Source organism: Vibrio sp. QJM3NY_35, assembly GCF_057785915.1.
The window spans coordinates 649,631-676,609 of the sequence record NZ_CM173507.1; the positions used below are offsets into that span (position 1 = coordinate 649,631).

The window sequence follows — 26,979 nt, forward strand, 5'->3', positions numbered from 1 at the left end:
TATCCTTAGGAAAAACGATAACTTGGAGGCAAGGCTTCGCTAAAAATTAAATCAGTTTTTAGGGGCGTCCTACAGCCTATGGAAAGTGCTTGATTGAAATTTACTCAATAGTGTTTTGTGATATAGGTCTTGTAATATAGAACGCTATATAAGCTTCTTCATAATTAGATAAACAAAAGCCGCATAAGTATTATTATGCGGCTTTTGTGTTTTTTAGCTTATACCTAATACCTTTGGCTCTCCAGCTCTGGGATTGAGGCGATCCTAGTCGTTAGTGTTCAGTAATCTCGCTGTGCCGTCCTCTCGGATAGCATTGATAGCTTGTAATTGTTTATAGATTACGAAGTAACGATTGATGTTGGCAACATAGGTTACGGGTTCTTTACTCACGTATTTGCGAGTGATGATTTCTACGTTTTTAAACCAGATATTTGGGTTGTAACCTTTCTGCTTGGCAATGCGCCTCATCTTTCTGATCTTAGCAGGACCAGCGTTGTAAGAAGCCAAGGTAAAGTAGATTTGATTGTCGGGTGATATTGCCGGGTCGTCAAAATATCGGTCTTTGATAAAACGCATGTATTTCACACCCGCATGGATATTGTTATCCACCTTATGGATGTTCTTTATGTTGACGTTTTTATCTTTGGCGGTACTTGGTAATACCTGCATCACACCAACAGCCCCACGATGAGAAACTCTGCTTTGATCCAACCCAGACTCTTGGAATCCTTGTGCAGACATCATCAAAGGGTCGAATTCGTATTGGCTCGAATACTTTTCAAAAACATCTGACAGCTTAGCCACTCGGTCTATTTTATTTGGGTTGAGTGCTCTACCTAACCAGCGAGTGTTGTCGATGTATTTCTGATAGATAACATTTCCAAGTAGGGTACCTGTTCGTGCAGTCTTGACGTATTTGTTGATCTCTTTTTTTAACTGAGGGCTGTTTTTTCTCAATGCCCATGCTATTTGGCCATTTTCACGTAACGGTAAATCATGATGTACTTGTATGTTTTTCATTACGTCAGTCCACAGCTTTGCTTTATGGCTGTCCAGAATTGTGCCCTGTATATAACCTTGGTTAACCAGCTCGATCAGCTCGTAGTCTTGCAGTGATTCTTCAATGAAGTGGACATGCAGTGGGGGTAAACCCAGTTCGTTAAGCTCTTTATTGACTCTTTGTACACTCTCGAAGTAACTCGAGCTTGCTCGGATCCACACCTCTTTGCCGCTCAATTGCTTGATTTCGGTGATAGGTTCGGCCTTTTTCCCTGTGATAATGAGTTCTTTACCATCTTTAATCATCGGATCTGAAAAATCGATGGTTCGTAGTCGTTTGTCGGTGATCGTTAGGTTAGCGACAGCGACATCACCATAGCCAGATTCTAAAGACGGAAGTAGATCATCTCGTTGCACGGGGATGATTTGAACATTGAGATAGGGATGTTTTTTACGAAGGCTTTTCTCAAAGTGGTAGAGCATTTCTGCCACGATGCCTTTTGGCTTACCATCCTCGATGTAATAGAAACCAAGATCGGCAGAAACTAGAACTCTAACCGTTCCTTTGGTTTTGAGCACATCCAAGTCACCCATGTAAGGCTTATTGCTTAATGGGGACAGTTCTAATGCGTAGGATAATTGGCTAAATAGCGATATCCAGATAAATAATAACAACCTACTCACATCCACACTCCATGTTGATGTTTTGTTAAAAGTTATCTTCTGAAGATACCGTGTAATATGCGATTCATCAAGTTTGCGATATGCGGATAAAAAAAGCGCGCTAGTAAATTAGCGCGCTTTTTAGGTTGAGATGTCGGAAGTTGATTAAGGTAGTGGGTTTAATTCAATCAACTTTTCTGTTCTTAAAACAGCGTCATCTAGGCCGAGTTGTTGATAAGCTTTTAGCTGGATATCTAAAGACTTACGCGCAGCAATGGTGTCTGGGTAAGTTTTTTGCAGCTCTTGCGTTCTGTTAATAGCAGCAATCCACGCTTCGCGACGTAGGTAGAAGTCCGCAGTTGCTAAGTCATATTCTGCTAGGCGGTTCTTAAGTGCGAACATGCGTTTTTGTGCATCTTCAGCATAAGGGCTGCTAGGGAAACGTTCGAGTAGTCGCTTGAAATCTGCAAAAGCGAGTTTCACTGGCTCAGGGTCTCGGTCACTACGGTCGATATTGAAAATATCGTGCATGAAGTTTCGGTCTTGCGCCATGTGCGTTAAGCCACGCATGTAAAGAACCCAGTCTTGTTTCTCATGAGTTGGGTTCAAACGTAGGAATCGTGAAATGGTAGCGAGGCCAAGTGCCAAGTCATCATTTTTGTAGTAAGCGTAAATCAGATCGAGCTGTACTTGCTCAGAATAGGCGCCGAATGGGTAACGTGAGTCTAGGGCTTCTAGCTTTTCTATTGCTGAAAGCCAGCTACCGCTCTGCAGTGATTCTTGAGCGTCAGAGTAGAGAACCGATGGTGGTACATCTGGCACTATCTCTTCACTACTTGAACAACCAACCAAGAGTGATACGGCTAATAGACCCGATAAAGTAAGGTGTTTCATGTCAGGCGTCGATTCCTTGAATTAAATATTTCGTAAGCTTCCGTTACTTTCTAACCAGTAACAGATACAATGATGCAATTATTCTATTTTATCCATACTAATGGGTATTAGTCTCACGGTTTTTAAAAAAGTTCGATATGGCTCAGCAGATCACATTAACAGACACAGTAAAAAGCAGCCAGTTAGGTCAACGTTTAGACCAAGCTGTCGCTGAACTATTTACCGATTTTTCTCGCTCTCGCATTAAAGAGTGGCTTCTTGACGGCAAAATCCAAGTGGATGGCGAAGTTATTACTAAGCCGCGCGTTAAGGTTTTGGGCGGTGAAGAGATCATCTTGCAAGCTGAACTTGCAGATGAAGAACGCTGGGAAGCACAAGATATTCCTCTAGACATTGTCTACGAAGATGATGACTTATTGGTTATCAATAAGCCTCGCGATCTGGTTGTACACCCAGGCGCAGGCACACCGGATGGAACCATACTAAACGCATTGCTTTTCCATTACCCACAGATTGCAGAAGTGCCTCGTGCAGGTATTGTGCACCGTCTTGATAAAGACACAACAGGCCTTATGGTTGTGGCTAAAACGGTTCCAGCTCAAACTCGTCTTGTGCGTGCTCTTGCTAAGCGTCGTATTACTCGTGAATATGAAGCAATTGCAATTGGTAAAATGACCGCTGGTGGTGTTGTAGAGAAAGGCATTAGCCGTCATGCAACTAAGCGTACCTTAATGGACGTAAATGAATTAGGAAAGCCAGCGGTAACTCACTACCGTGTTGCTGAGCACTTCCGCGAGCATACTCGTATTCGTCTACGCCTAGAAACGGGTCGTACTCACCAAATCCGTGTTCACATGTCATACCTTCAGCACCCGCTGCTAGGTGATGTTGCATACGGTGGCCGTGCTCGTATTCCAAAAGGTGCATCTGAAGAACTAACAACAATGATTCGTTCTTTTGACCGCCAAGCACTGCACGCAGTCATGCTTAAATTTGTTCACCCAATTACAGGTGAAGAAGTTGAGTTCCACGCTCCTGTGCCAAATGACATGGTTGTGATGGCTGAAGCGTTACGTGTTGATGCTCGCGAAAATAAAGAAGAAGACATTTAATATGTCGTTGATCATCCCTAACTGGAATGCACCCAATAACGTGAAGGCATTTGCGTCGACACGTGTAGGTGGCTTTTCTACTGGTGCGTATCAAGGATTAAACCTAGGTACGCATGTTGGGGATGATGCTTCGCTTGTTGAAAACAATAGAACTTGGCTTAAGCAGCAAGCGAACATGCCGGCAACTCCGGTATGGCTAAATCAAACCCATTCAACAGATGTTGTTACGGTTTTACAACCTACGGCGGATATTCTTGATGCTGACGGTGCATTTACCACTGCTAAAGGTGTTGTTTGTTCTGCGATGACAGCTGATTGTTTACCTGTAATCCTTACTGATACGAAAGGCACTCAAGTTGCTGCCGTTCATGCTGGTTGGCGTGGTCTTGCTGGTGGAATTCTTGAAAATGCCGTCGCAAAGTTTTCGAAACTAGATTCAGAGAATAAGATCATTGCTTGGCTTGGGCCTGCAATAGGCAAACAAGCCTTTGAAGTCGGCGATGATCTGTTGGAAGCGTTTGTTAGCTTTGACCCTCAAGCTAAGCTTGCATTTAAAGCCAAGCCTGAACAGGGTAAATGGCTAGCGAATATGTCTCAGCTTGCAACGCAACGACTGAACAAAGTTGATGTAACTTCTGTGATAGACTCCAATCTATGCACCTTCGCTGATGCGGATGCGTTCTATTCTTATCGTCGTGATGGCATTACGGGACGCCAAGCTACTTTTATTTGGTTAGAGTAATCTTTAGCTAGTGCAACTAGTCATCCAGCCCATTTATATTTTCATATAAACCCTATTCTTCATTCTTATCCCTTGAAAATCCGCGTTACCGTATCCATCTTCTAAGCATAAGATAAACATATCTAAGAGTAGGAAGGTTGGCATGCGTCTCGATCGATTCACTAGTAAATTCCAAATTGCGATATCTGATGCTCAGTCACTCGCATTAGGTCGTGATCACCAATATATAGAACCTGTACACCTAATGGTGTCTTTGCTGAATCAAGATGGTAGTGCAATTCGTCCATTGCTCACCATGCTGAATATTGATGTGGTTCAATTACGTTCTAAATTGAGCGAAATATTAGACCGAGTGCCTAAAGTCAGTGGCATTGGTGGTGACGTTCAGCTATCGAATGCGATGGGAACGCTGTTTAATCTATGTGATAAGGTCGCGCAAAAGCGTCAAGACAGTTACATATCTTCAGAAGTATTCCTACTTGCTGCCATTGAAGACAAAGGCCCTTTAGGAAACCTACTTAAAGAGCTAGGTCTTACCGAGCAAAAATTATCTCAAGCAATTGAACAAGTTCGTGGCGGCCAAAAGGTCGATGATCCGAATGCGGAAGACAGACGTCAAGCGCTAGAGAAGTTCACCATTGATCTGACGGAAAGAGCAGAGCAAGGCAAGCTTGATCCGGTAATTGGCCGAGATGACGAAATTCGTCGCACTATCCAAGTACTTCAACGCCGTACTAAGAATAACCCTGTCATTATCGGTGAACCTGGTGTCGGTAAAACAGCGATAGTCGAAGGTTTAGCGCAGCGTATTATCAACAATGAAGTGCCGGAAGGTTTGAGAGGCCGACGTGTACTTTCGTTAGATATGGGCTCTTTGATTGCCGGTGCTAAATATCGTGGTGAATTTGAAGAACGTTTGAAATCAGTTCTTAACGAATTATCAAAAGAAGAGGGCAACATCATTCTCTTCATCGATGAAATTCACACCATGGTAGGTGCGGGCAAGGGTGAAGGCTCTATGGATGCGGGTAATATGCTGAAACCAGCATTGGCTCGTGGTGAACTTCACTGTGTAGGTGCAACGACACTCGATGAATATCGCCAGTATATAGAGAAAGATCCCGCGTTAGAGCGTCGATTCCAAAAAGTGATAGTCGATGAGCCAACCGTGGAAGACACAGTCGCAATTCTCCGCGGTTTGAAAGAGCGCTATGAACTTCACCATCATGTAGAAATTACCGACCCAGCGATTGTCGCAGCGGCAACCTTATCTCATCGATACGTTTCTGACCGTCAGTTGCCAGATAAGGCGATTGATCTGATTGATGAAGCGGCTTCGAGTATTCGTATGCAGATCGACTCAAAACCTGAGTCACTAGATAAGCTCGAGCGTAAGATCATTCAGTTAAAGATCGAGCAGCAAGCTCTTACTAATGAGAATGACGAAGCCAGTGAAAAACGCCTCCGAACACTACAAGAAGAGCTTTCTGATAAAGAACGAGATTTCGCAGAGCTCGAAGAAGTGTGGAATGCAGAGAAAGCCGCACTTTCTGGCACACAACACATCAAGTCCGAGTTAGAACAAGCTCGCATGGATATGGATTTTGCAAGACGTGCTGGTGATCTTAACCGAATGTCTGAATTGCAATATGGTCGAATCCCAGAATTAGAGAAGCAGTTAGATCTTGCGACTCAAGCTGAGATGCAAGAGATGACCTTACTACGTAATAAGGTCACGGATGCAGAAATTGCAGACGTACTATCGAAGCAAACAGGTATCCCTGTTTCTAAAATGCTAGAGGCTGAGAAAGAGAAGCTTCTTAAAATGGAAGGTGTTCTGCACAAGCGTGTTATTGGTCAAGCGGAAGCAGTAGAAGTGGTATCGAACGCGATTCGTCGTAGCCGTGCTGGTTTATCTGATCCGAACAAGCCGATTGGCTCCTTCTTATTCCTTGGCCCAACTGGTGTTGGTAAAACCGAGTTATGTAAAACACTCGCAAACTTCATGTTTGATAGTGAGGATGCAATGGTGCGCATCGATATGTCTGAGTTTATGGAGAAACACTCTGTTGCTCGTTTGGTTGGTGCTCCTCCGGGTTACGTTGGATATGAAGAAGGTGGCTACTTAACAGAAGCCGTGCGTCGCAAGCCTTACTCAGTGATTTTGCTAGATGAAGTAGAGAAAGCGCATCCTGATGTTTTCAATATCTTATTACAGGTTCTTGATGATGGACGCTTAACTGATGGACAAGGTCGGACTGTCGACTTTAGAAACACGGTAGTGATCATGACTTCGAACCTTGGCTCTTCGAGAATTCAAGAGAATTTCAATACGCTCGATTACCAAGGAATAAAGAATGAGGTGATGGAAGTGGTAGGTAAACATTTCCGTCCTGAGTTTTTGAATCGAGTTGATGAAAGCGTTGTGTTCCACCCATTAGGCCAAGAGCACATCCAATCGATAGCCGCTATTCAGCTTGAGCACCTCAAGAAGCGAATGGAAGACAATGGTTATGAGCTTGAAGTCTCGGATAAAGCACTCAAGTTAATTTCTCAAGTCGGTTTTGACCCAGTATATGGTGCACGACCTTTGAAAAGAGCGATTCAACAAAGTGTCGAGAACCCTTTAGCGAAAGCAATATTGGCAGGAAAAATTAATCCAGATAAAAAAGTACAACTATTAGTAAACAACGACCGCATTATTGCTCACCAGTAGTTGAAGTAAGAATTGTAGGTACGATTGGCCAAAATCAAGGTGTAATCGTACCTATTTTGAACGCTTTGTGTGAATAGTGTTCGAACGGTCGCCGGTGGCGGCTTTTTTTCGTTTTTGGCCTTGTGCAAAGGATTATTCTCTCTATAATGCGCCTCTGTTGCCAAGGATAACCAAGCGGTTTGAACTGAATAACGAGGCGGTGATAAGCATTTAAGATGCTTTGAAAAATTAGCTGGAAAAAGTGTTTGACACTGGAACCCAATTCGCTAGAATGACCGTCCACTTCGAGAGGCTCCTTACTAAAAGGAACGCTCAAAAAGGAAAAGCTCTTTAACAATTTAAACCTATCAATCTGTGTGGGCACTCGTTGATGAATATCAAGCGTTTTATCGTTAGATAAAACAGATTCTTCGGAATCAAAATTGATTTCAATGAACTGAGTGACCAATACGTTTAACTACTTGTAGTTATTCGGCACAGTCAATTCATTACCATTCTGTTCCTATTTATTTAAGAAGAGAGGGGTAATAGCTTTAGAATTACATGTTTCTGTTCTTTTTCGAAAGAGCGGTAAATATTAGTTTTGAAGTCAGTATTCGTTGAGTCACAAAATCTTAAATTGAAGAGTTTGATCATGGCTCAGATTGAACGCTGGCGGCAGGCCTAACACATGCAAGTCGAGCGGAAACGACACTAACAATCCTTCGGGTGCGTTAATGGGCGTCGAGCGGCGGACGGGTGAGTAATGCCTAGGAAATTGCCTTGATGTGGGGGATAACCATTGGAAACGATGGCTAATACCGCATAATGCCTACGGGCCAAAGAGGGGGACCTTCGGGCCTCTCGCGTCAAGATATGCCTAGGTGGGATTAGCTAGTTGGTGAGGTAATGGCTCACCAAGGCAACGATCCCTAGCTGGTCTGAGAGGATGATCAGCCACACTGGAACTGAGACACGGTCCAGACTCCTACGGGAGGCAGCAGTGGGGAATATTGCACAATGGGCGAAAGCCTGATGCAGCCATGCCGCGTGTATGAAGAAGGCCTTCGGGTTGTAAAGTACTTTCAGTTGTGAGGAAGGGGATAGCGTTAATAGCGCTATCTCTTGACGTTAGCAACAGAAGAAGCACCGGCTAACTCCGTGCCAGCAGCCGCGGTAATACGGAGGGTGCGAGCGTTAATCGGAATTACTGGGCGTAAAGCGCATGCAGGTGGTTCATTAAGTCAGATGTGAAAGCCCGGGGCTCAACCTCGGAACTGCATTTGAAACTGGTGAACTAGAGTACTGTAGAGGGGGGTAGAATTTCAGGTGTAGCGGTGAAATGCGTAGAGATCTGAAGGAATACCAGTGGCGAAGGCGGCCCCCTGGACAGATACTGACACTCAGATGCGAAAGCGTGGGGAGCAAACAGGATTAGATACCCTGGTAGTCCACGCCGTAAACGATGTCTACTTGGAGGTTGTGGCCTTGAGCCGTGGCTTTCGGAGCTAACGCGTTAAGTAGACCGCCTGGGGAGTACGGTCGCAAGATTAAAACTCAAATGAATTGACGGGGGCCCGCACAAGCGGTGGAGCATGTGGTTTAATTCGATGCAACGCGAAGAACCTTACCTACTCTTGACATCCAGAGAAGCCAGCGGAGACGCAGGTGTGCCTTCGGGAGCTCTGAGACAGGTGCTGCATGGCTGTCGTCAGCTCGTGTTGTGAAATGTTGGGTTAAGTCCCGCAACGAGCGCAACCCTTATCCTTGTTTGCCAGCGAGTAATGTCGGGAACTCCAGGGAGACTGCCGGTGATAAACCGGAGGAAGGTGGGGACGACGTCAAGTCATCATGGCCCTTACGAGTAGGGCTACACACGTGCTACAATGGCGCATACAGAGGGCAGCAAGCTAGCGATAGTGAGCGAATCCCAAAAAGTGCGTCGTAGTCCGGATTGGAGTCTGCAACTCGACTCCATGAAGTCGGAATCGCTAGTAATCGTGAATCAGAATGTCACGGTGAATACGTTCCCGGGCCTTGTACACACCGCCCGTCACACCATGGGAGTGGGCTGCAAAAGAAGTGGGTAGTTTAACCTTTCGGGGAGGACGCTCACCACTTTGTGGTTCATGACTGGGGTGAAGTCGTAACAAGGTAGCCCTAGGGGAACCTGGGGCTGGATCACCTCCTTATACGAAGATAGTCACGATGAGTACCCACACAGATTGATGGTTTAATAAGTTAAGAGTAGGAAATACTTTTCCAGATGGGGCTATAGCTCAGCTGGGAGAGCGCCTCGCTGGCAGCGAGGAGGTCTGCGGTTCGATCCCGCATAGCTCCACCATCTTTAAGTGTTCTTCCTTAAGAATCTTTAAAAATGGTTATTTCTTTTGAGATATCTAGCTCTTTAACAATTTGGAAAGCTGACTGATTGATTACTTACGAGTAATTCAATCAAATTTAAAAGTTCTCAATGTTTATCTGCTCTTAGTTAATAAGAACGGTATAAACACAACAAACACATTCAAGTGTCTTGTATTCGATTCAAATTCGTTTGAATCACAATTGAGTCCGGCAAACAGTTATCAAGAATTAACCCTTCTTGATGACAACCAAAAACCTTGGTTAGTTGCCATACGCTAAGACCCTTTCGGGTTGTATGGTTAAGTGACTAAGCGTACACGGTGGATGCCTTGGCAGTCAGAGGCGATGAAAGGCGTAATAACTTGCGATAAGCCCAGATTAGGTAGTAATAACCTTTAAGTCTGGGATTCCTGAATGGGGAAACCCACTTACATAAGTAAGTATCCTGTTGTGAATACATAGCAACAGGAGGCAAACCGGGGGAACTGAAACATCTAAGTACCCCGAGGAAGAGAAATCAACCGAGATTCCGAAAGTAGCGGCGAGCGAAATTGGATTAGCCCTTAAGCTTTTAATGAGACAGATGAAGGCTCTGGAAAGTGCCGCAATAAAGGGTGATAGCCCCGTAATCGACATCTCATAATCAGTGAAAACGAGTAGGGCGGGACACGTGATATCCTGTCTGAATATGGGGGGACCATCCTCCAAGGCTAAATACTACTGACTGACCGATAGTGAACCAGTACCGTGAGGGAAAGGCGAAAAGAACCCCTGTGAGGGGAGTGAAATAGAACCTGAAACCGTGTACGTACAAGCAGTAGGAGCACCTTCGTGGTGTGACTGCGTACCTTTTGTATAATGGGTCAGCGACTTAATTTTAGTAGCAAGGTTAACCGTTTAGGGGAGCCGTAGGGAAACCGAGTCTTAACTGGGCGTACAGTTGCTAGGATTAGACCCGAAACCAGGTGATCTAGCCATGGGCAGGTTGAAGGTTGAGTAACATCAACTGGAGGACCGAACCGACTAATGTTGAAAAATTAGCGGATGACTTGTGGCTAGGGGTGAAAGGCCAATCAAACCTGGAGATAGCTGGTTCTCCCCGAAAGCTATTTAGGTAGCGCCTCGGACGAATACTACTGGGGGTAGAGCACTGTTAAGGCTAGGGGGTCATCCCGACTTACCAACCCTTTGCAAACTCCGAATACCAGTAAGTACTATCCGGGAGACACACGGCGGGTGCTAACGTCCGTCGTGGAGAGGGAAACAACCCAGACCGCCAGCTAAGGTCCCAAAGTATAGCTAAGTGGGAAACGATGTGGGAAGGCTCAGACAGCCAGGATGTTGGCTTAGAAGCAGCCATCATTTAAAGAAAGCGTAATAGCTCACTGGTCGAGTCGGCCTGCGCGGAAGATGTAACGGGGCTAAGCTATACACCGAAGCTGCGGCTACGTACCTTAGGGTATGTGGGGTAGGGGAGCGTTCTGTAAGCCGTTGAAGGTGGTCTGTAAGGGCTGCTGGAGGTATCAGAAGTGCGAATGCTGACATGAGTAACGATAAAGGGAGTGAAAAACTCCCTCGCCGGAAGACCAAGGGTTCCTGTCCAACGTTAATCGGGGCAGGGTAAGTCGACTCCTAAGGCGAGGCCGAAAGGCGTAGTCGATGGGAAACGGGTTAATATTCCCGTACTTCTTACAATTGCGATGGGGGGACGGAGAAGGCTAGGTGGGCCTGGCGACGGTTGTCCAGGTTCAAGTACGTAGGCGGGTGGTTTAGGTAAATCCGGACCGCTACTAACGCTGAGATACGATGTCGAGCTACTACGGTAGTGAAGTCATTGATGCCATGCTTCCAGGAAAAGCCTCTAAGCTTCAGATTGTAAGGAATCGTACCCCAAACCGACACAGGTGGTCGGGTAGAGAATACCAAGGCGCTTGAGAGAACTCGGGTGAAGGAACTAGGCAAAATGGTACCGTAACTTCGGGAGAAGGTACGCTCTTATCAGTGAAGTCCCTTGCGGATGGAGCAGACGAGAGTCGCAGATACCAGGTGGCTGCAACTGTTTATTAAAAACACAGCACTGTGCAAAATCGTAAGATGACGTATACGGTGTGACGCCTGCCCGGTGCCGGAAGGTTAATTGATGGGGTTAGACTTCGGTCGAAGCTCTTGATCGAAGCCCCGGTAAACGGCGGCCGTAACTATAACGGTCCTAAGGTAGCGAAATTCCTTGTCGGGTAAGTTCCGACCTGCACGAATGGCGTAATGATGGCCACGCTGTCTCCACCCGAGACTCAGTGAAATTGAAATCGCTGTGAAGATGCAGTGTACCCGCGGCTAGACGGAAAGACCCCGTGAACCTTTACTACAGCTTGGCACTGAACATTGAACCTACATGTGTAGGATAGGTGGGAGACTTTGAAACCGCGTCGCTAGATGTGGTGGAGTCGTCCTTGAAATACCACCCTTGTAGTTTTGATGTTCTAACGTTGGTCCCTGAATCGGGATTACGGACAGTGCCTGGTGGGTAGTTTGACTGGGGCGGTCTCCTCCCAAAGAGTAACGGAGGAGCACGAAGGTGGGCTAAACACGGTTGGACATCGTGTGGTTAGTGCAATGGCATAAGCCCGCTTGACTGCGAGAATGACAATTCGAGCAGGTGCGAAAGCAGGTCATAGTGATCCGGTGGTTCTGAATGGAAGGGCCATCGCTCAACGGATAAAAGGTACTCCGGGGATAACAGGCTGATACCGCCCAAGAGTTCATATCGACGGCGGTGTTTGGCACCTCGATGTCGGCTCATCACATCCTGGGGCTGAAGTCGGTCCCAAGGGTATGGCTGTTCGCCATTTAAAGTGGTACGCGAGCTGGGTTTAGAACGTCGTGAGACAGTTCGGTCCCTATCTGCCGTGGGCGTTGGAAAATTGAAAGGGGCTGCTCCTAGTACGAGAGGACCGGAGTGGACGAACCTCTGGTGTTCGGGTTGTCATGCCAATGGCATTGCCCGGTAGCTAAGTTCGGAATCGATAACCGCTGAAAGCATCTAAGCGGGAAGCGAGCCTTGAGATGAGTTTTCCCTGGCACTATAAGTGTCCTAAAGGGTTGTCGTAGACTACGACGTTGATAGGCAGGGTGTGTAAGTGCTGCGAGGCATTGAGCTAACCTGTACTAATTGCCCGTGAGGCTTAACCATACAACACCCAAGGGGTTTTGTGGACTCAAAGACAGACCTTGAATGAGTTTGAAGAGATAGACTTTTAAATCAGTTTTCCAGATTATTTTGCCTTCAGTTTTTAAAAAACTGAAAGTAAAAGCAAAATTTGCTTGGCGACCATAGCATTGTGGACCCACCTGATTCCATGCCGAACTCAGAAGTGAAACACAATAGCGCCGATGGTAGTGTGGGGTTTCCCCATGTGAGAGTAGGACATCGCCAGGCTTTAAATTAAATCTTTAGGTTGACCGACCTGGAGATATGGACGCTCACTTAGTGAGTTGACCACTGCGGAGTGGTAGTTCAGTTGGTTAGAATACCGGCCTGTCACGCCGGGGGTCGCGGGTTCGAGTCCCGTCCACTCCGCCATTTATTCAGAGTTTCAGCTCTTTAAAACTGAAATAGGGGTGTAGCTCCAATTGGCAGAGCAGCGGATTCCAAATCCGCGTGTTGGGAGTTCGAATCTCTCCACCCCTGCCATATCTAAGGCTCTAGCAGAAATGCTAGAGCCTTTTTGCTTTCTGGAGTTTAATAAATTACAGAAAGTAGCCTGATATAAACAGCCCATTACGCTTCATTATTCATCAAGAGCGAAATTCCTCTGTTTTCCCGTTTCCTGTTTTCTTGCTTTAACCCGTCTAATTCACGAGCTACCACCAAAAACTTAAGTACGATATGCACCTAATCCTAAATGGCGACTAATATAATGAGTAAGCGTCAGTAATTTGGGATTATTATGAGGTTCTTTTTTGCACTGGTTGTATTCTTTTGTTCATTTTCTCTATCAGCAACTTCGTGGGAAAAAGAGAGTCACCCTACTAAAAATTCACCCTCATCAATTGGAAGCTATGCCAATGGCTGTCTAGACGGCGCGCAGGCTTTGCCTATTAATGGTTTGGGGTATCAGATCATTCGCCCTCAAAGAGAGCGCTACTATGGCCATACAGAAGCTATAAAGTTTATTGAGAGGTTAGGAGTCACGACCAGCGAGAAACTCAATACTAATTTATTGGTCGGTGATATTTCTCTTCCCAGAGGAGGGCGCTTTTCTTCCGGTCATTCAAGTCATCAAACAGGGTTAGATATTGATATATGGCTCAGGTTAACCAGTAAGAGGCTGTCAGAGAACGAGTTAGCTGTGCCTAAACCTGTGAGCGTAGTGGATCTTACCAACTACAAATTGCGTGAATCGAATTGGACCGATGATCATTTTCAAGTTATTCGTTATGCAGCGAAAGATGAAAAAGTAGTGCGTATTTTTGTTCATCCAGTGATCAAGCAAACCCTTTGTGAACAAGAAAACTCTGACGCTAATGATAGAGCTTGGTTAGGCAAAATAAGACCTTGGTGGGGACACCACTCCCACTTCCACGTTCGCTTAAAGTGTCCTGAAGGCAGTTCAAACTGCATAGCTCAAGCGAACCCTCCTAAAGGTGACGGTTGTGGAGATGAACTTGCAAGTTGGGCTCCAAAGACTGTTCCAGTTCCACCTCCTAAAAAAGTAGCGAAAACTAAGAAAAAGAAAAAAGTTAAAGTGATGCCAAGTCAGTGTTTAGCCTTGATATCGAATAAGTAATCCTGTTAATCGAGGCTTTTTACAGTGGTACTGCCACTGGTTTTTTCGACTCTAAAACTGGAGAAAGATCACACTTTTATCTAGAGTTTATAAACACGAGATTAAGAACATCGTTTGATATCAATAAAAGCAATAACGGTATCAGCAAAGGCGATGGCGAATTTGACAAGGTTTGGTCAGGGATTGAGTGTTTTGGGGGGAAAGATGCGGCTTATGTGCAGTATGCGAAATCAGAGTCTGATACCCGTCGATAGATAATTCAAGGATAAGACTACGACTATGATTTGTGCGAAGGAATTTTCAGAATGGTTAAGACACAGGTTCAACGCTGAAAGCTCGGGTATTTCAATTTCAAGAGATGACATCAATCAGCTAACAGGCAGACAACGTTTAGACCCTAGTTTCGTAAATGATGTTCACTATGAATTGATGCAGTATGGAATGGCATTTGTGACCGATACCAGCAGGGAAAACTTTTATCTTGTTCCGATAGCTCAATCAATAAACTGGCGAGAACGACTCGAATATCAATTTGAAAAAGAGCTCTTCTGCAATGTTTATCCAATCGGAAAATCAGGATGAAAAAAAGGTTCAACTTATGGTTAAGTTGAACCTTTCTTCTTTTAGGTCAAGCCTTGAATGATAACAAACTTCTCGAGTAGCTCGTCATCAGTTTCAATATGGTTTGGGTCAGTGATTATGCATTTTGTAATCGGGCACACTGACTGACATGTCGGCTTTTCATAGTGACCTTTACACTCTGTACATAAATCTGGATCGATCTCGAAGATACTGTCACCCATAGTGATTGCACCATTTGGGCATTCAGGATCACACATATCGCAGTTTATGCACTTGTCAGTAATTAACAGAGCCATTATTTTCTTCTCAAGTAAGTCGCTTAAGTAAAAATTATTTGCCTGATGCGTTACGTGTATCTTGGCCTTCGCTCAAGTTACGCATCAGCAAGCCGTACTCTAGATCTAGATCTGCTGGTACAGGAATAAATACAAAGTGACCGTTACCTTTCGCATCGTCTACTGCTTCAGATTTACGGTTTTCCATAACTTCCAGTTTGAAAACAACGTTACCTTTTGGTGTCATCATTTCTAAGCTATCGCCAACTAGGAACTTGTTCTTCACTTCTACTTCCGCTAGGTCGCCACGGCGCTTACCGGTGAACTCACCAACAAACTGTTGAGTATCAGAGATAGAGTAACCGTACTCGTAGTTTTGGTATGTATCGTGTGTATGGCGACGTAAGAAGCCTTCAGTGTAACCACGGTGAGCTAGGCTCTCTAGTGTACCCATTAGGCTTTCATCGAATGGTTTGCCTGCCACTGCATCGTCAATAGCTTTACGGTAAACCTGAGCAGTACGTGCACAGTAGTAGAAAGACTTAGTACGACCTTCAATCTTCAGAGAGTGAACACCAATCTTCGTTAGGCGCTCAACGTGTTGGATTGCGCGAAGGTCTTTTGAGTTCATGATGTAAGTACCATGCTCATCTTCAAACGCTGCCATTTTCTCTTCTGGCTTGTGTGATTCAGAAAGCAGAACCACTTCGTCTGTTGGTTTACCAAGACCTAGTGTGTTGTCTGGACGTTCATCTTGAACTTCAACTTCTTGAATAGCGACACCAGTTGGATTAGCTTCAACGATCTGACCGTTTTCGTCTTCTTTCGCCGCTTCAGTTTTGTATTCCCAGCGGCAAGCGTTGGTGCAAGTACCTTGGTTTGGATCGCGCTTGTTCATGTAACCAGAAAGCAGACAACGGCCTGAGTAAGCCATGCAAAGTGCACCGTGAACAAAGATCTCTAGCTCTGTTTCTGGGCAGTGTTCGCGAATCTCTTCGATCTCTTCAAGCGATAGCTCACGAGATAGGATTACACGCTCAACGCCTTGGGTTGACCAGAACTTAACTGTCGCCCAGTTTACTGCGTTTGCTTGAACCGAAAGGTGGATTGGCATTTCAGGGAAGGCTTCACGAACCATCATGATAAGACCAGGATCTGACATGATAAGCGCGTCAGGGCCCATATCTACAACTGGTTTAAGGTCGCGAATGAATGTTTTTAATTTAGAGTTGTGCGGCTGAATGTTACATACAACATATAACTTTTTGCCTTGAGCATGAGCTTCATCGATACCAATTTGTAGGTTTTCGTGATTGAACTCGTTGTTACGAACGCGAAGGCTGTAACGTGGCTGGCCTGCGTATACTGCATCTGCGCCGTAGGCGAATGCGTAACGCATGTTTTTGAGGCTTCCTGCCGGTGATAATAGTTCAGGTACAAATGGTTTTTGTGTAGTCATTGCTTCGTTCTCTAATCTGATCTCAAGTCAGGTTGATACCACCAAGTGATATCAAAGGGGCGCAAATTTTACGCTAAAATGAGTTTGGTTGATAGCCCTAAAGATAGCAATGACATTAAGAAGAGGGTAGAGAGGCCGATATAAGTGAGAACTTAGTGAGAAATAAGCCCAGATACCGTTAGCACCTGAGCTTATAGTTTGACTGATTAAGCGTTAGGTTGAGTTAACCCGCCTAATGATTCAAATAGGTTTGGAAGGAAAACACTGAACTCACCACAAAGTAGAGAGAAGTCTGCATCAAAACGCGCAGCTTGATCTTCACGAGGAATATCGTCGTTTTCGTCTTTGAGCTCATCACTGAATTTTAGGCGCTTGATGCTGCCATCTTCTGCAAGAATGAATTCAATACGGTCTTGCCAGTTGATAAGAAGTTTCGTCACCATCTTATTGGCTTCGATGTGGTTTTTAATCTCATCAGCTTCTAGTTCTTGTTTCTTAACTCGAACAATACCGCCGTCTTCTTGAATAGATTTTAGTTCTGCTTCATCAAGCATAGTGATGCCTTGAGGCGTATCACCTGATTTCACCCATTCTGTAAGAGTCGTTTCGATCGCTTGCTCTGGAATAGCTGGCACTACGGGCAGGCTACCCATTGTCTTACGTAGCAATGCTAATACATCTTCTGCTTTTTTGTAGCTACTCGCATCAACCACAATGAAACCTTCTTTTGGCATGATCAGCGCGTAAGTGAAGTTGCTGCGGCTAAATGCACGAGGAAGTAGGTCAATGATGATGTCTTCTTTTAGGCTGTCTTTCTCTTTCTTTTTCAGAGGTGTACCAGACTCTGCCTCAAGCGTTTCTACTTTTGCGTTCAATGATTCTTTGATCACAGAAGCGGGTAGCATTTTCTCTTCTTTCTTTGCACAGATAAGAATGCGGTTTTCTGATACGTGCGTCATCATATCGCCATGTCTACCCATTGCGTGTACCCAACCAAACTTCTGTTTGTCTTGGCTACCACAAGGAGTAAAACGGAATTCTTCAAGTTGTTTCTCTAGCTGATCTGCGTTGAAATCAATATCACGGTTGAAGCGATAGACTAGGCAATTTTTAAACCACATAAATTTTTCTCATACCTTTTTAGAAGTGCTTCATGATATGAGATCTAATTCGATTTGTCCCTAGCTCTGTATCAAAAGTTATAAAGTGAAATGTTTGAGACAGTTATATGAAAATTTGTTTTCAAAGGTCACAAAAGTGTCATAATTAACTCAGATAATGCAATGCGTTGATTAAATACAAAGGCTATTCAATTATGTCGAGAAGGATTCTGGTCGTTGAAGATGAAGCACCTATTCGTGAGATGTTGTGTTTCGTGCTTGAACAAAAAGGCTACCAAGCAGTAGAGGCTGAAGATTACGATACAGCGGTAAACAAGCTATGTGAACCTTTCCCAGATCTAGTATTACTAGATTGGATGCTACCTGGTGGTAGCGGGATAAACTTTATCAAGCACATGAAGCGTGAAGAGTTAACTCGCAACATCCCAGTGGTGATGCTAACGGCTCGTGGAGAAGAAGAAGATAAGGTTCGTGGTTTAGAAGTAGGCGCTGATGACTACATCACCAAGCCATTTTCTCCAAAAGAGCTTGTCGCTCGCCTGAAAGCGGTTATTCGCCGTGTAACGCCTACCGCACTGGAAGACGTGATTGATGTGCAAGGCCTTAAGTTAGACCCTGTTTCTCACCGCGTTACTGCAAGCGAAGGTCCGGTTGATATGGGACCAACAGAGTTCAAAATGTTGCACTTCTTTATGACACACCAAGAGCGTGTGTACAGCCGAGAGCAACTGTTGAATAACGTTTGGGGTACCAACGTTTACGTTGAAGACCGTACCGTTGACGTACATATTCGACGCCTGCGTAAAGCACTTGAATCTGCAGGTCACGACAAGCTAATCCAAACGGTTCGCGGCGCAGGCTACCGTTTTTCTACAAAGGCTTAGTGTGGCTTCGCTACCCAGTTTACGGAGTCCTGAATGGTTGAAAAGTTAACCTGGAAAAAGCTGGCTTGGGAGCTGGCTTTTTTTTACGCACCTTGGGTTTTAGTCGGTTGGATATTCGGCTACCTACCTTGGTTACTGCTGGCTGCCACGGTATTGCAGCTCGGCTGGCATCTACATAATCAAATGCGTTTGTCCGCATGGTTGTGGGATGAAAAGCGGTTAACACCCCCTTCAGGCTCAGGAAACTGGGAGTCTCTGTTCAATGGTATTTATCGTATGCAGCAGAGACAGCGTCGCAAACGTAAAGAGCTGACCAACCTGATCCGCCGTTTCAGAAACGGTGCAGAGTCCCTTCCCGATGCCGTTGTGGTATTTCGCGGTGAAGGTAATATCGTTTGGTGTAACAAGCTTGCTCAGTATTTACTTGGGTTTCGCTGGCCAGACGATTCAGGGCAACCGATTTCTAACTTGATCCGTACGCCGGACTTCATCAAGTATCTTAATAAACAAGATTTTTCAGAACCGTTAGAGATGCCTTCGCCACTTAACGTGGAGCGCATGCTTGAGCTGCGTATCGTGCCGTATACCGAGGGTGAACACCTAATGGTGGTACGTGATGTTACTCAGTTAAAACAGCTAGAAGGCATGCGTCGTAACTTCTTTGCTAACGTTTCTCACGAGCTACGTACTCCTATGACCGTACTTCAGGGCTACCTTGAAATGACGGAAGATCCAGACATGGTCGTTGGCCCTATGTGGCCTAAGGCTCATGGTGTGATGACCGAGCAATTGAATCGCATGAACAGTCTGGTCAATCAGCTATTAACACTTTCAAAAATCGAAGCGGCGCCGATGCATGAGCTCGATGAAGTGGTCAACGTTCCGGCTATGCTTGAAGTTCTTGAAAAAGAAGCGGCAAGCCTAAGTGGTGATCGAGAGCATAAGCTTGAGTTTGATATCGATAAGAGCCTACGCGTTCTCGCTGATGAAGATCAGTTGAGAAGTGCGATATCGAACTTGGTTTACAACGCAGTGAAATACACACCACCGGGCGCGACGGTTAAAGTGCGTTGGTACCAGACCAGTCAAGGTGCATGTTTAGATGTGTCAGACACCGGAGACGGTATCGAACCACAACACTTACATCGACTCACAGAGCGTTTCTATCGTGTAGATAAAGCACGCTCACGTGATACAGGTGGTAGTGGTCTTGGATTGGCGATTGTGAAACATGCGCTTAGTCACCATGACTCACATTTAGAAATTCAAAGTGAGGTGGGTGTCGGTAGTCGATTCCATTTCACATTGCCAAATCGACTGACAGTGTCATGAGTTGTTTGACACGCAGGATGCGTTTGCCAGTCAGCTCATTATTAGCGTTTGCTTTGGTTAACCCTGCTCATGCAGAACAGAGTGTCGATTCTCTTCCTGATTATTCTAAGGTTCCGGGGATTTCTGGGAGCTTATTATCGGTAGGTTCGGATACCTTAGCGGGTATGACGACGTTATGGGTGGAAGAGTTCAAGTCCTACTACCCAAATGTTAACGCTCAAGTCCAAGCATCGGGTTCTTCTACTGCTCCTCCAGCCTTAACCGAAGGGACTGCACATCTAGGGCCAATGAGTCGTCCGATGCGCCTGCGAGAAATTGAAGCATTTGAAAGGGAGCATGGATATAAGCCAACAGCACTGCGAGTTGCTATCGATGCGATTGGGCTTTTTGTGCATCGTGATAACCCTATTGAGGGGCTCAACTTTCGTCAAATTGATGGCATCTTTTCCGAGACTCTACGCTGCGGAGCGACTAAGCCTCTCAATAGCTGGCAAGATCTCGGAATCGAACAACCATGGGCAAAACATCGATTCCAACTGTTCGGCCGCAATTCAGTATCGGGTACCTATGGTTACTTCAAACAGAATGCGCTGTGCGGTGGTGATTTTAAAAATCGCGTGAATGAGCAGCCTGGTTCCGCATCCGTTGTGCAATCGGTCGCTTCATCAATCAGTGGGATCGGTTACTCAGGTATTGGCTATCGTGTAGCAGGTGTAAAGCTTATTCCTATTTCAGAGCATGGTTCTGATTATGTAGAGCCGACTCGAGCGAATATCTTGAGCGGTGATTACCCTCTATCACGCTTTCTTTATGTGTACGTGAACAAACACCCAGATAAACCGCTTTCTCCTGTTGAGAGAGAGTTCCTCACTTTTGTATTCTCAAAGCAAGGGCAAGAACTGGTAGAGAAGGATGGCTACTTAGCGATACCGTCTGAGTTCGCAGAGCAAGAGTTGGCGAAAGTCGGGCTCTGATTGAGGTCACTGCGAACGTAGAAAAGAAACCTATGAACAGCTTGCGATCTCGCAGGCTGTTATTATTTTGATTGTTCGTTATTTTAGTTTCAACGACCATCCAGCGTTGTTCCAACGTTGTTGCTCTTCTCTGAGTTCATACTCAAGCAGTTGGTTTTGGGTCAACCAGTCGCTGTTAGATCCTTTTAATTCCCAGTTATTCTGTTGTTCAATCGTTAGAGTTACGTTTGGTTCAGGTGCTTGATTTCGCTGACGATTAAGTAAGATAGCGAGTCTCAATATACGAATCAGCAGTGTGATTTGTTGTGGAGTAAATAGAGAGAGCTCCGGTAAGTCTTGTAACTTGAGCGCTTTTCTTTGATAGCGAACTAATGTCGAGATCAGACGTTGCTGCTCCGTATTGAAGCCTGGCATTGTCGTGTGCTTAAGCAGATAAGCCGAATGGCGGTGATAGCCTTGAAATGCAATGCTTTGTCCAACCTCATGAAGCAATGCTGTCCAACCAACCAGATCATACAGCTCATTAGTGACTGTAGTAGTCACTTGAGGCTGCACTTGTTTCAATAATGCAAGTGCGAGTACTTTGACTTTCTGGCCATGAGCTACGTCAACATGGTATCGAGAGACCAGCGTTTCGGCAGTTCTTGTGCGAACATCAATATCTTTAAATCTATCCTCCATGTCATAAAGAACGCCTTCTCTTAGGGCACCATCAGAAAAATGTAACTCCTTGATGTCTAGCGTATCCATGGCTGCTGAAAGAATGGTGACACCAGCAGCAAACACTGGCTTTCTCTCATCACTTAAACCTGAAAGATTTAAGGTTTCGGAAGATGAATACTCACATAAGTGATTCTTTAAATAGGACAGGCGCTGGGGCGTAATGAGACCGTCGGTGAACCCTAAGCCAATGAGTACCTCTTTTATGGATTTAGCGCTCCCAGATGAGCCAAAGGCTATTTCCCAAGGGGGCTTTTTATATTCTTCAATCAATGGCATCAATAGACGAGTAGCCGCGGTATAAGCATCTGAAAAGTGTCGTGAGGTTAGCTCTCCTTCAGTAAAGAAACGTTGAGTAAAGCTGACGCATCCCATCGGTAAACTGCGCATAATTAGGGGAGTAAAGCCTTGTCCAGCGACGAGTTCGGTACTGCCACCACCGATATCAATAACCAACTTAGATTCAGAAGCGGTTTGAGTGTGTTCTACACCGTTATAGATTATTCGAGCTTCTTCTTGACCTGAGATGATCTCTATTGGAAAAGGGAACAGTGGCTTGGCTTGCTCTAAGAAGTCTATAGCATTTTTGGCTTTTCTTAGGGTATGAGTCGCAACAACTCTGACATCATCAAGTTCAAAATCCGCTAGTCGCTCTGCGAACACCTTGAGGCATTCTAGGCCTCGCTCGATAGCGCTTTCGGATAGGAAGTTACGTTCATCCAACCCATCGCCTAATCTCACTTTCTGTTTATGTCTGCTGACTAATTGCAGGTGTTGATCGAATACCCGGGCAACCACCATGTGGAAGCTGTTCGAACCCAAGTCGATAGCGGCAATACATCGAGAATGTTCGTTATCAATTAGCGGCATGATTTCTTCTCTTGTTTGTACTTCTTGCGAGCAAGTTTCTCCATACGTTTAATATAGTGGTAAGTGGAGAGTTGTGACGTCGGGTAATCGAGTTGGTTTGCTGGTGCTTCTATGTAAGGGTTGTTCATCGCTTGGTCTAGCACTCGAGCTTTGTTGCTGTCATCGAAATGAAATTCGGTGATATCGATAATGGTTTGCTTGATAGTTGGATCTAAAATTGGAGTGGCGACTTCGATCCGATGATCGAAGTTTCGCGTCATCCAGTCAGCTGAGGATATATAGACTTTCGGCTTTCCAGCGTTACCAAAGATCATCACTCTTGGGTGTTCGAGAAAACGATCGACCACACTGACAATCTCAATATGGTCACTGATGTTGGGTATGCCAGGGACAAGAGAGCACATGCCACGAATGACCATTCTCACTTTTACATTGATTTGGCTGGCCTGATAGAGCTTCTCAATGATCTCTCGGTCGACCAAATTGTTGAGTTTTAGAGTGATGCTTGCAGGCTTGCTCTCCATCGCGTTTTGTATTTCATTATCTATCAACTGATACAGACGTTTTCTTGTATTCTTCGGTGACACAATCAGTTGTTTGAACTGTGATTTTTGATAAGGGTTTTCAATATACTTAAAGACTTGTCTCACCTCTTGGGTCAAATCTTCATTCGCAGTGAACAGAGAAAAATCGGTATACACGCGCGCTGTTACTTCATGAAAGTTACCGGTGCCAATATGGGCGTAATGCGCCGTATGCTTGCCTTCTTTTCGTTTAATGAGCAGCAGCTTGGAGTGAATTTTTAAGCTCGGGATACCATGGATGACTTTTACACCCGCTTCTTGAAGTTTCTTGGTCCACTGAATATTGGCTTGCTCGTCAAAGCGGGCTTGCAGCTCGACAACTACTGTGACCTTTTTTCCATTGTGTGCCGCATCGATGATTGAGCTAAGGAGTTTGGAGCCTTCTGCAACACGGTAAACGTTTATTTTTATGGAGGTTACCTTTGGGTCAAAGGAAGCCTGCCTCACAAGTTCAGTAATGTGATTAAAGGTGTGATAAGGGTAATGCAACAAGATGTCACGAGCTTTGATCGCTTCAAAATAGTTTGGGTGGTGGCTAAAATGCGCGCACTTAATCGCGGGTAACGGGCGATTAACTAAATCACGTCGGTTGAGGCTTGGGAACTCAGAGAAATGTTTGAAGTTATGATAGCGACCACCAGCGATGACACTGTCATAGTCAGACAGTTTAAGTCTGACTTGTAAGAAGTTGAGCATTTCAGCTGGCATTTCTGATTCATAGATCAGACGTATCGGCAGTGCCGTTAAGCGCTGTTCTAAACCTAAAGACATCGATTCTAATAGGTTATTTTCATCGTCTTCTTGAAGATCATAATCAGCATCACGTGTCATTTTTATCGCAAAACAACGCAATGAATCATACTCAAAGAATCCTTTAAGCAAGTCATCCAAACAAAATCGAACTATATTATCTAACAAGATCAGAGTTGTACGCTGCGAACCCGAAGCTTCCGGTAACTTAACAAATCGAGGGAGTGTCTCTGATGGGATTTCGAGTAAGACATATTGAGATGATGTCTCACGCTCGATGTCGATGGCTAAGTAACTTTGTTCATCTTTGAGAATATTGAGTAACTGGCTATCTTCGTTCAAGAGAAGAGGAGTTAAGTGTGGCAGCACTTTTTTCTTAAAGTACTTTTTTATCCAGCCACTTTGTTCTTCACTTATTTGCTGTTCGTTGACCAGAAAAATACGATTGCGTGCCAATTCCAGTAGCAAGTCGTTATACAGTTCATGGAATTGAGCATCGAGCTTGCTCGCTTTACTCTGCATTTGAGTGAGCAGGGTTTTTGGCGAGTTGGAGGTTAGTTGTGGATCTTGGAGTAAGATCTTTCGCTTCACATCAGCAAATCGGACTTTGTAAAACTCATCGAGGTTTTTCGAGTAAATACCTAAAAAACGAACTCTTTCGATTAAAGGAACTGACTTGTCTGCCGCTTCTTGGAGAACTCTTTCATTGAAGGATAACCAGCTAAGTTCTTTTGTGACATAGTCTTTTTTCATCGAGATGAGAATCCTTGAGTACTGGCTATAGAGCTGATTACTTTAAATTAGAATGGCAAAATGCACAAAATCTATGATCTTACTTTAAGAAATATGGCTAACAAACTTGTTATTAGTTTCAGTTGTTTAACGTAACTTGTAATATAATTGTCATCTAACGTACATATTATGTCAGTAGCTAAAAAAAGGTAGATAAACAGATGGCTTCAGCCCAATTTTCATTGAAAGAGCGTGACAAAAAAAGATGGTTAAAAGATCGTCTCGTCCGTTTTTCAGTGACATGTGGTGCCGTCAGTGTTCTAGCCGCTCTAGTATTGATCTTTGTCTACTTGGCGATGGTCATTTTACCGGTGTTTTCTGATACTGGTTTAGAGACAGACCAAGCCGTAAAGGCCGTTGCTGTAGAAAAGCCTATCGCCTTATCTGTTGATGAATACGGTCAGCATGCATTTACTATCGAAAAATCTGGCTTGGTGCAGTTTTGGGATTTAGAGTCTCAAAATACACACTCTTACTTTGAGCGAAATGTTTTAGCTAATCCTGTTGCCTTTTCTCGAAATACCCCATCTGAAAATTGGTTTGCCTTTGCCGACAGCGCAAGCAATCTTACTTTTTTCTACCCTGAGTATAGTGCGCCTGTGCTGAAAAAGGGCAGCGAAGCCGAACCTAAAATTGAGCAAATCGATCTCCCTGAACCATTTTTAAATGATGAATCATCAAACGGAGCAACAATCGAAAAATTCGCGTTCTCTAAGAATGGACGTGGTATCACGGTTGCCGCTCAGTTAAGCGATCAACGAGTTTTGGTTAAGTGGTACCAGAGTGATCTTACTGGTCAGTATGTTTTTCAAAAGAGACAATGGTTGTCGGATAAGTTGGGTTTACAGCAACAGTTGTTAGTCACACCTGATGGTCAAACCTTATATCTCCGAGCACAATCGGATTTAGTGATATTAAAGCTATCAGATAGCGGTTTTGATGTTCGTGAAGTGATTGATCTTAGCTTGAATGATGCAAAGCACTCGGTGAAAAGTATCGATTTACTGTCTGGAGCTTATTCACTGTTGGTTACGCATGAGGACGGACAGGTTTCTCAGTGGTTTGATGTACTCAAAGATGAAAAGCGTAGCCTGACCCATATTCGAGACTTCCAACTTGCTGAACAAGTGCAATTTATTCTGCCCGATACTTATAGAAAAGGTTTTTATAGTTTCTATAAGAACGGCACATTACAAAGCCACTATACGACCAGTGAAAAGCTGTCGCTGTTCGAGCGCGCATTTGATAAGTCACCACAATTAGCGGCTATGTCTGCCAACGAACTGCATCTGGCTACGTTGATTGATGGCACCATCAGTGTGGCTAAGGTCGATAACGAATATCCGCAAATATCATTCTCATCGCTTTGGCAAAAAGTCTGGTACGAAAGCTACCCAGAGCCGCAATACGTTTGGCAATCAACGTCGGCGAACGATGACTTTGAAGAAAAATTCAGTTTAGTCCCTATCACGTTTGGTACCATCAAGGCCGCTCTGTTTGCGATGATGTTTGCCGTGCCAGTTGCTGTGCTCGGAGCCATTTACACCGCATACTTTATGTCTCCAAGAATGCGAAGAGTCGTGAAGCCGTCGATAGAACTGATGGAAGCGCTTCCGACCGTTATCATAGGGTTCTTGGCTGGGCTTTGGTTTGCTCCAATTGTCGAAACGCATCTAACGGCAGTCTTCTCATTAATGGTGTTGTTACCACTGAGCACATTGTTGACTGGACTTGTTTGGTACTGTTTGCCGAAGATGGTGACGAGCCGCTTCGCTAATGGTTGGCACGCCTTGATATTGATTCCGGTATTGATGATTACCGTGGTCGCTGTATTTGCTGGTGGACACAGCATTGAAGCCTTGTTGTTTGACGGTGATATTCGTACCTTCTTAGCTAGCTATGGCATCGACTTTGATCAACGTAATGCGCTGGTGGTTGGTTTCGCTATGGGCTTCGCTGTCATCCCTACCATTTTCACGATTGCAGAAGACGCTATTTTCTCTGTGCCAAAACATTTATCCGATGGCTCACTGGCTTTGGGAGCGACGGCGTGGCAGACACTTATCTATGTGGTGTTATTAACGGCTAGCCCAGGTATCTTTTCAGCGGTCATGATGGGGCTAGGGCGAGCGGTCGGCGAAACCATGATCGTTTTGATGGCTACAGGTAACACCCCAATTCTTGACTGGAATATTTTGGAAGGGATGAGAACGTTATCGGCAACGATTGCTGTTGAATTACCAGAATCTGAGGTGGGCGGTTCTCATTTCCGCTTGCTGTTCTTGGCTGCACTCTTGCTGTTTATCTTTACATTCGCGGTGAACTCAGTTGCTGAGTGGGTTAGACAAAGACTGAGAGATAAATATCGTGCGCTGTAGTT

16 protein-coding genes, 3 tRNA genes and 3 rRNA genes are annotated in these 26,979 nt (G+C 44.9%); 15 read left to right on the plus strand and 7 right to left on the minus strand.

The genetic code is table 11. The features are described from left to right. Positions 1-264 precede the first annotated feature (264 nt). Positions 265-1,689, minus strand: a complete 1,425-nt coding sequence (locus tag AC3CH3_RS02910; protein WP_488537697.1) for an MltF family protein — start codon at positions 1,687-1,689, stop codon at positions 265-267. A gap of 138 nt (positions 1,690-1,827) precedes the next feature. Then, positions 1,828-2,556 (minus strand): outer membrane protein assembly factor BamD, encoded by a 729-nt coding sequence (locus AC3CH3_RS02915; RefSeq protein WP_017059363.1) that lies wholly within the window; start codon positions 2,554-2,556, stop codon positions 1,828-1,830. 137 nt (positions 2,557-2,693) lie between these two features. Between AC3CH3_RS02915 and rluD the strand changes: the two genes are divergently transcribed. From rluD to AC3CH3_RS02970, 11 genes are all read left to right on the plus strand, one after another. Further along, entirely contained in the window at positions 2,694-3,668 is a 975-nt protein-coding gene (gene rluD, locus AC3CH3_RS02920; protein ID WP_019820953.1) for a 23S rRNA pseudouridine(1911/1915/1917) synthase RluD, read from the plus strand. Between the two features lies 1 nt (position 3,669). Next, on the plus strand, positions 3,670-4,410 hold the full coding sequence (gene pgeF, locus AC3CH3_RS02925; protein WP_488537698.1) for a peptidoglycan editing factor PgeF: 741 nt from the start codon (positions 3,670-3,672) through the stop codon (positions 4,408-4,410). A 142-nt stretch (positions 4,411-4,552) separates the two neighbouring features. Further along, a complete protein-coding gene (gene clpB / locus AC3CH3_RS02930; RefSeq protein WP_488537699.1) occupies positions 4,553-7,126 on the plus strand; it encodes an ATP-dependent chaperone ClpB in 2,574 nt (857 codons plus the stop codon). 616 nt (positions 7,127-7,742) lie between these two features. Then, positions 7,743-9,297, plus strand: a 16S ribosomal RNA gene (locus tag AC3CH3_RS02935). A gap of 76 nt (positions 9,298-9,373) precedes the next feature. Continuing rightward, a tRNA-Ala gene (locus tag AC3CH3_RS02940) sits at positions 9,374-9,449 on the plus strand. A 317-nt stretch (positions 9,450-9,766) separates the two neighbouring features. Then, positions 9,767-12,659 (plus strand): 23S ribosomal RNA (locus AC3CH3_RS02945). A gap of 130 nt (positions 12,660-12,789) precedes the next feature. Continuing rightward, positions 12,790-12,905, plus strand: a 5S ribosomal RNA gene (gene rrf / locus AC3CH3_RS02950). Together the 16S, 23S and 5S rRNA genes with 3 tRNA genes alongside form the textbook arrangement of a ribosomal RNA operon. Positions 12,906-12,972: 67 nt before the next feature. Further along, a tRNA-Asp gene (locus AC3CH3_RS02955) sits at positions 12,973-13,049 on the plus strand. 34 nt (positions 13,050-13,083) lie between these two features. Beyond that, positions 13,084-13,160 (plus strand) — tRNA-Trp (locus AC3CH3_RS02960). A 256-nt stretch (positions 13,161-13,416) separates the two neighbouring features. Next, positions 13,417-14,256 (plus strand): penicillin-insensitive murein endopeptidase, encoded by an 840-nt coding sequence (gene mepA / locus AC3CH3_RS02965; RefSeq protein ID WP_248641180.1) that lies wholly within the window; start codon positions 13,417-13,419, stop codon positions 14,254-14,256. Between the two features lie 279 nt (positions 14,257-14,535). Then, positions 14,536-14,838 carry a hypothetical protein gene (locus AC3CH3_RS02970; protein WP_488537700.1) on the plus strand — a complete coding sequence of 101 codons (303 nt, stop codon included), beginning with the start codon at positions 14,536-14,538 and terminating at the stop codon, positions 14,836-14,838. Positions 14,839-14,879: 41 nt separating this feature from the next. Here the strand turns inward: AC3CH3_RS02970 and AC3CH3_RS02975 are convergent, their stop codons facing one another. The 3 genes from AC3CH3_RS02975 to rdgC form a co-directional block, all read right to left on the minus strand. Further along, positions 14,880-15,134, minus strand: a complete 255-nt coding sequence (locus tag AC3CH3_RS02975; protein ID WP_004735061.1) for a YfhL family 4Fe-4S dicluster ferredoxin — start codon at positions 15,132-15,134, stop codon at positions 14,880-14,882. Between the two features lie 34 nt (positions 15,135-15,168). Further along, on the minus strand, positions 15,169-16,572 hold the full coding sequence (gene trhP, locus AC3CH3_RS02980) for a prephenate-dependent tRNA uridine(34) hydroxylase TrhP (protein WP_488537701.1): 1,404 nt from the start codon (positions 16,570-16,572) through the stop codon (positions 15,169-15,171). Positions 16,573-16,778: 206 nt separating this feature from the next. Further along, positions 16,779-17,693 carry a recombination-associated protein RdgC gene (gene rdgC / locus AC3CH3_RS02985; RefSeq protein WP_017062534.1) on the minus strand — a complete coding sequence of 305 codons (915 nt, stop codon included), beginning with the start codon at positions 17,691-17,693 and terminating at the stop codon, positions 16,779-16,781. A gap of 194 nt (positions 17,694-17,887) precedes the next feature. On the opposite strand from rdgC, the gene phoB reads away from it, so the two are divergent. The 3 genes from phoB to AC3CH3_RS03000 are packed head-to-tail and all read left to right on the plus strand — an operon-like array spanning position 17,888 to position 20,883. Next, the gene (gene phoB / locus AC3CH3_RS02990) at positions 17,888-18,577 is read left to right on the plus strand and encodes a phosphate regulon transcriptional regulator PhoB (RefSeq protein WP_004735064.1); all 690 of its coding nucleotides are present in this window, start codon (positions 17,888-17,890) and stop codon (positions 18,575-18,577) included. Between the two features lie 33 nt (positions 18,578-18,610). Continuing rightward, positions 18,611-19,909, plus strand: a complete 1,299-nt coding sequence (phoR, locus tag AC3CH3_RS02995; RefSeq protein ID WP_019823041.1) for a phosphate regulon sensor histidine kinase PhoR — start codon at positions 18,611-18,613, stop codon at positions 19,907-19,909. 17 nt (positions 19,910-19,926) lie between these two features. Then, the gene (locus AC3CH3_RS03000; protein ID WP_029405506.1) at positions 19,927-20,883 is read left to right on the plus strand and encodes a PstS family phosphate ABC transporter substrate-binding protein; all 957 of its coding nucleotides are present in this window, start codon (positions 19,927-19,929) and stop codon (positions 20,881-20,883) included. 78 nt (positions 20,884-20,961) lie between these two features. On the opposite strand, the gene ppx is transcribed toward AC3CH3_RS03000, so the two are convergent. Both ppx and ppk1 read right to left on the minus strand, forming a co-directional pair. Continuing rightward, on the minus strand, positions 20,962-22,473 hold the full coding sequence (ppx, locus tag AC3CH3_RS03005; protein ID WP_488537702.1) for an exopolyphosphatase: 1,512 nt from the start codon (positions 22,471-22,473) through the stop codon (positions 20,962-20,964). Beyond that, positions 22,464-24,560, minus strand: coding sequence for a polyphosphate kinase 1 (gene ppk1, locus AC3CH3_RS03010; RefSeq protein WP_488537703.1), 2,097 nt, complete (start codon positions 24,558-24,560; stop codon positions 22,464-22,466). Before ppk1 ends, ppx begins: the two co-directional genes overlap by 10 nt. Positions 24,561-24,760: 200 nt before the next feature. Between ppk1 and AC3CH3_RS03015 the strand changes: the two genes are divergently transcribed. Next, a complete protein-coding gene (locus AC3CH3_RS03015) occupies positions 24,761-26,977 on the plus strand; it encodes an ABC transporter permease subunit (RefSeq protein ID WP_488537704.1) in 2,217 nt (738 codons plus the stop codon). The last annotated feature ends 2 nt before the right edge of the window (positions 26,978-26,979 follow it).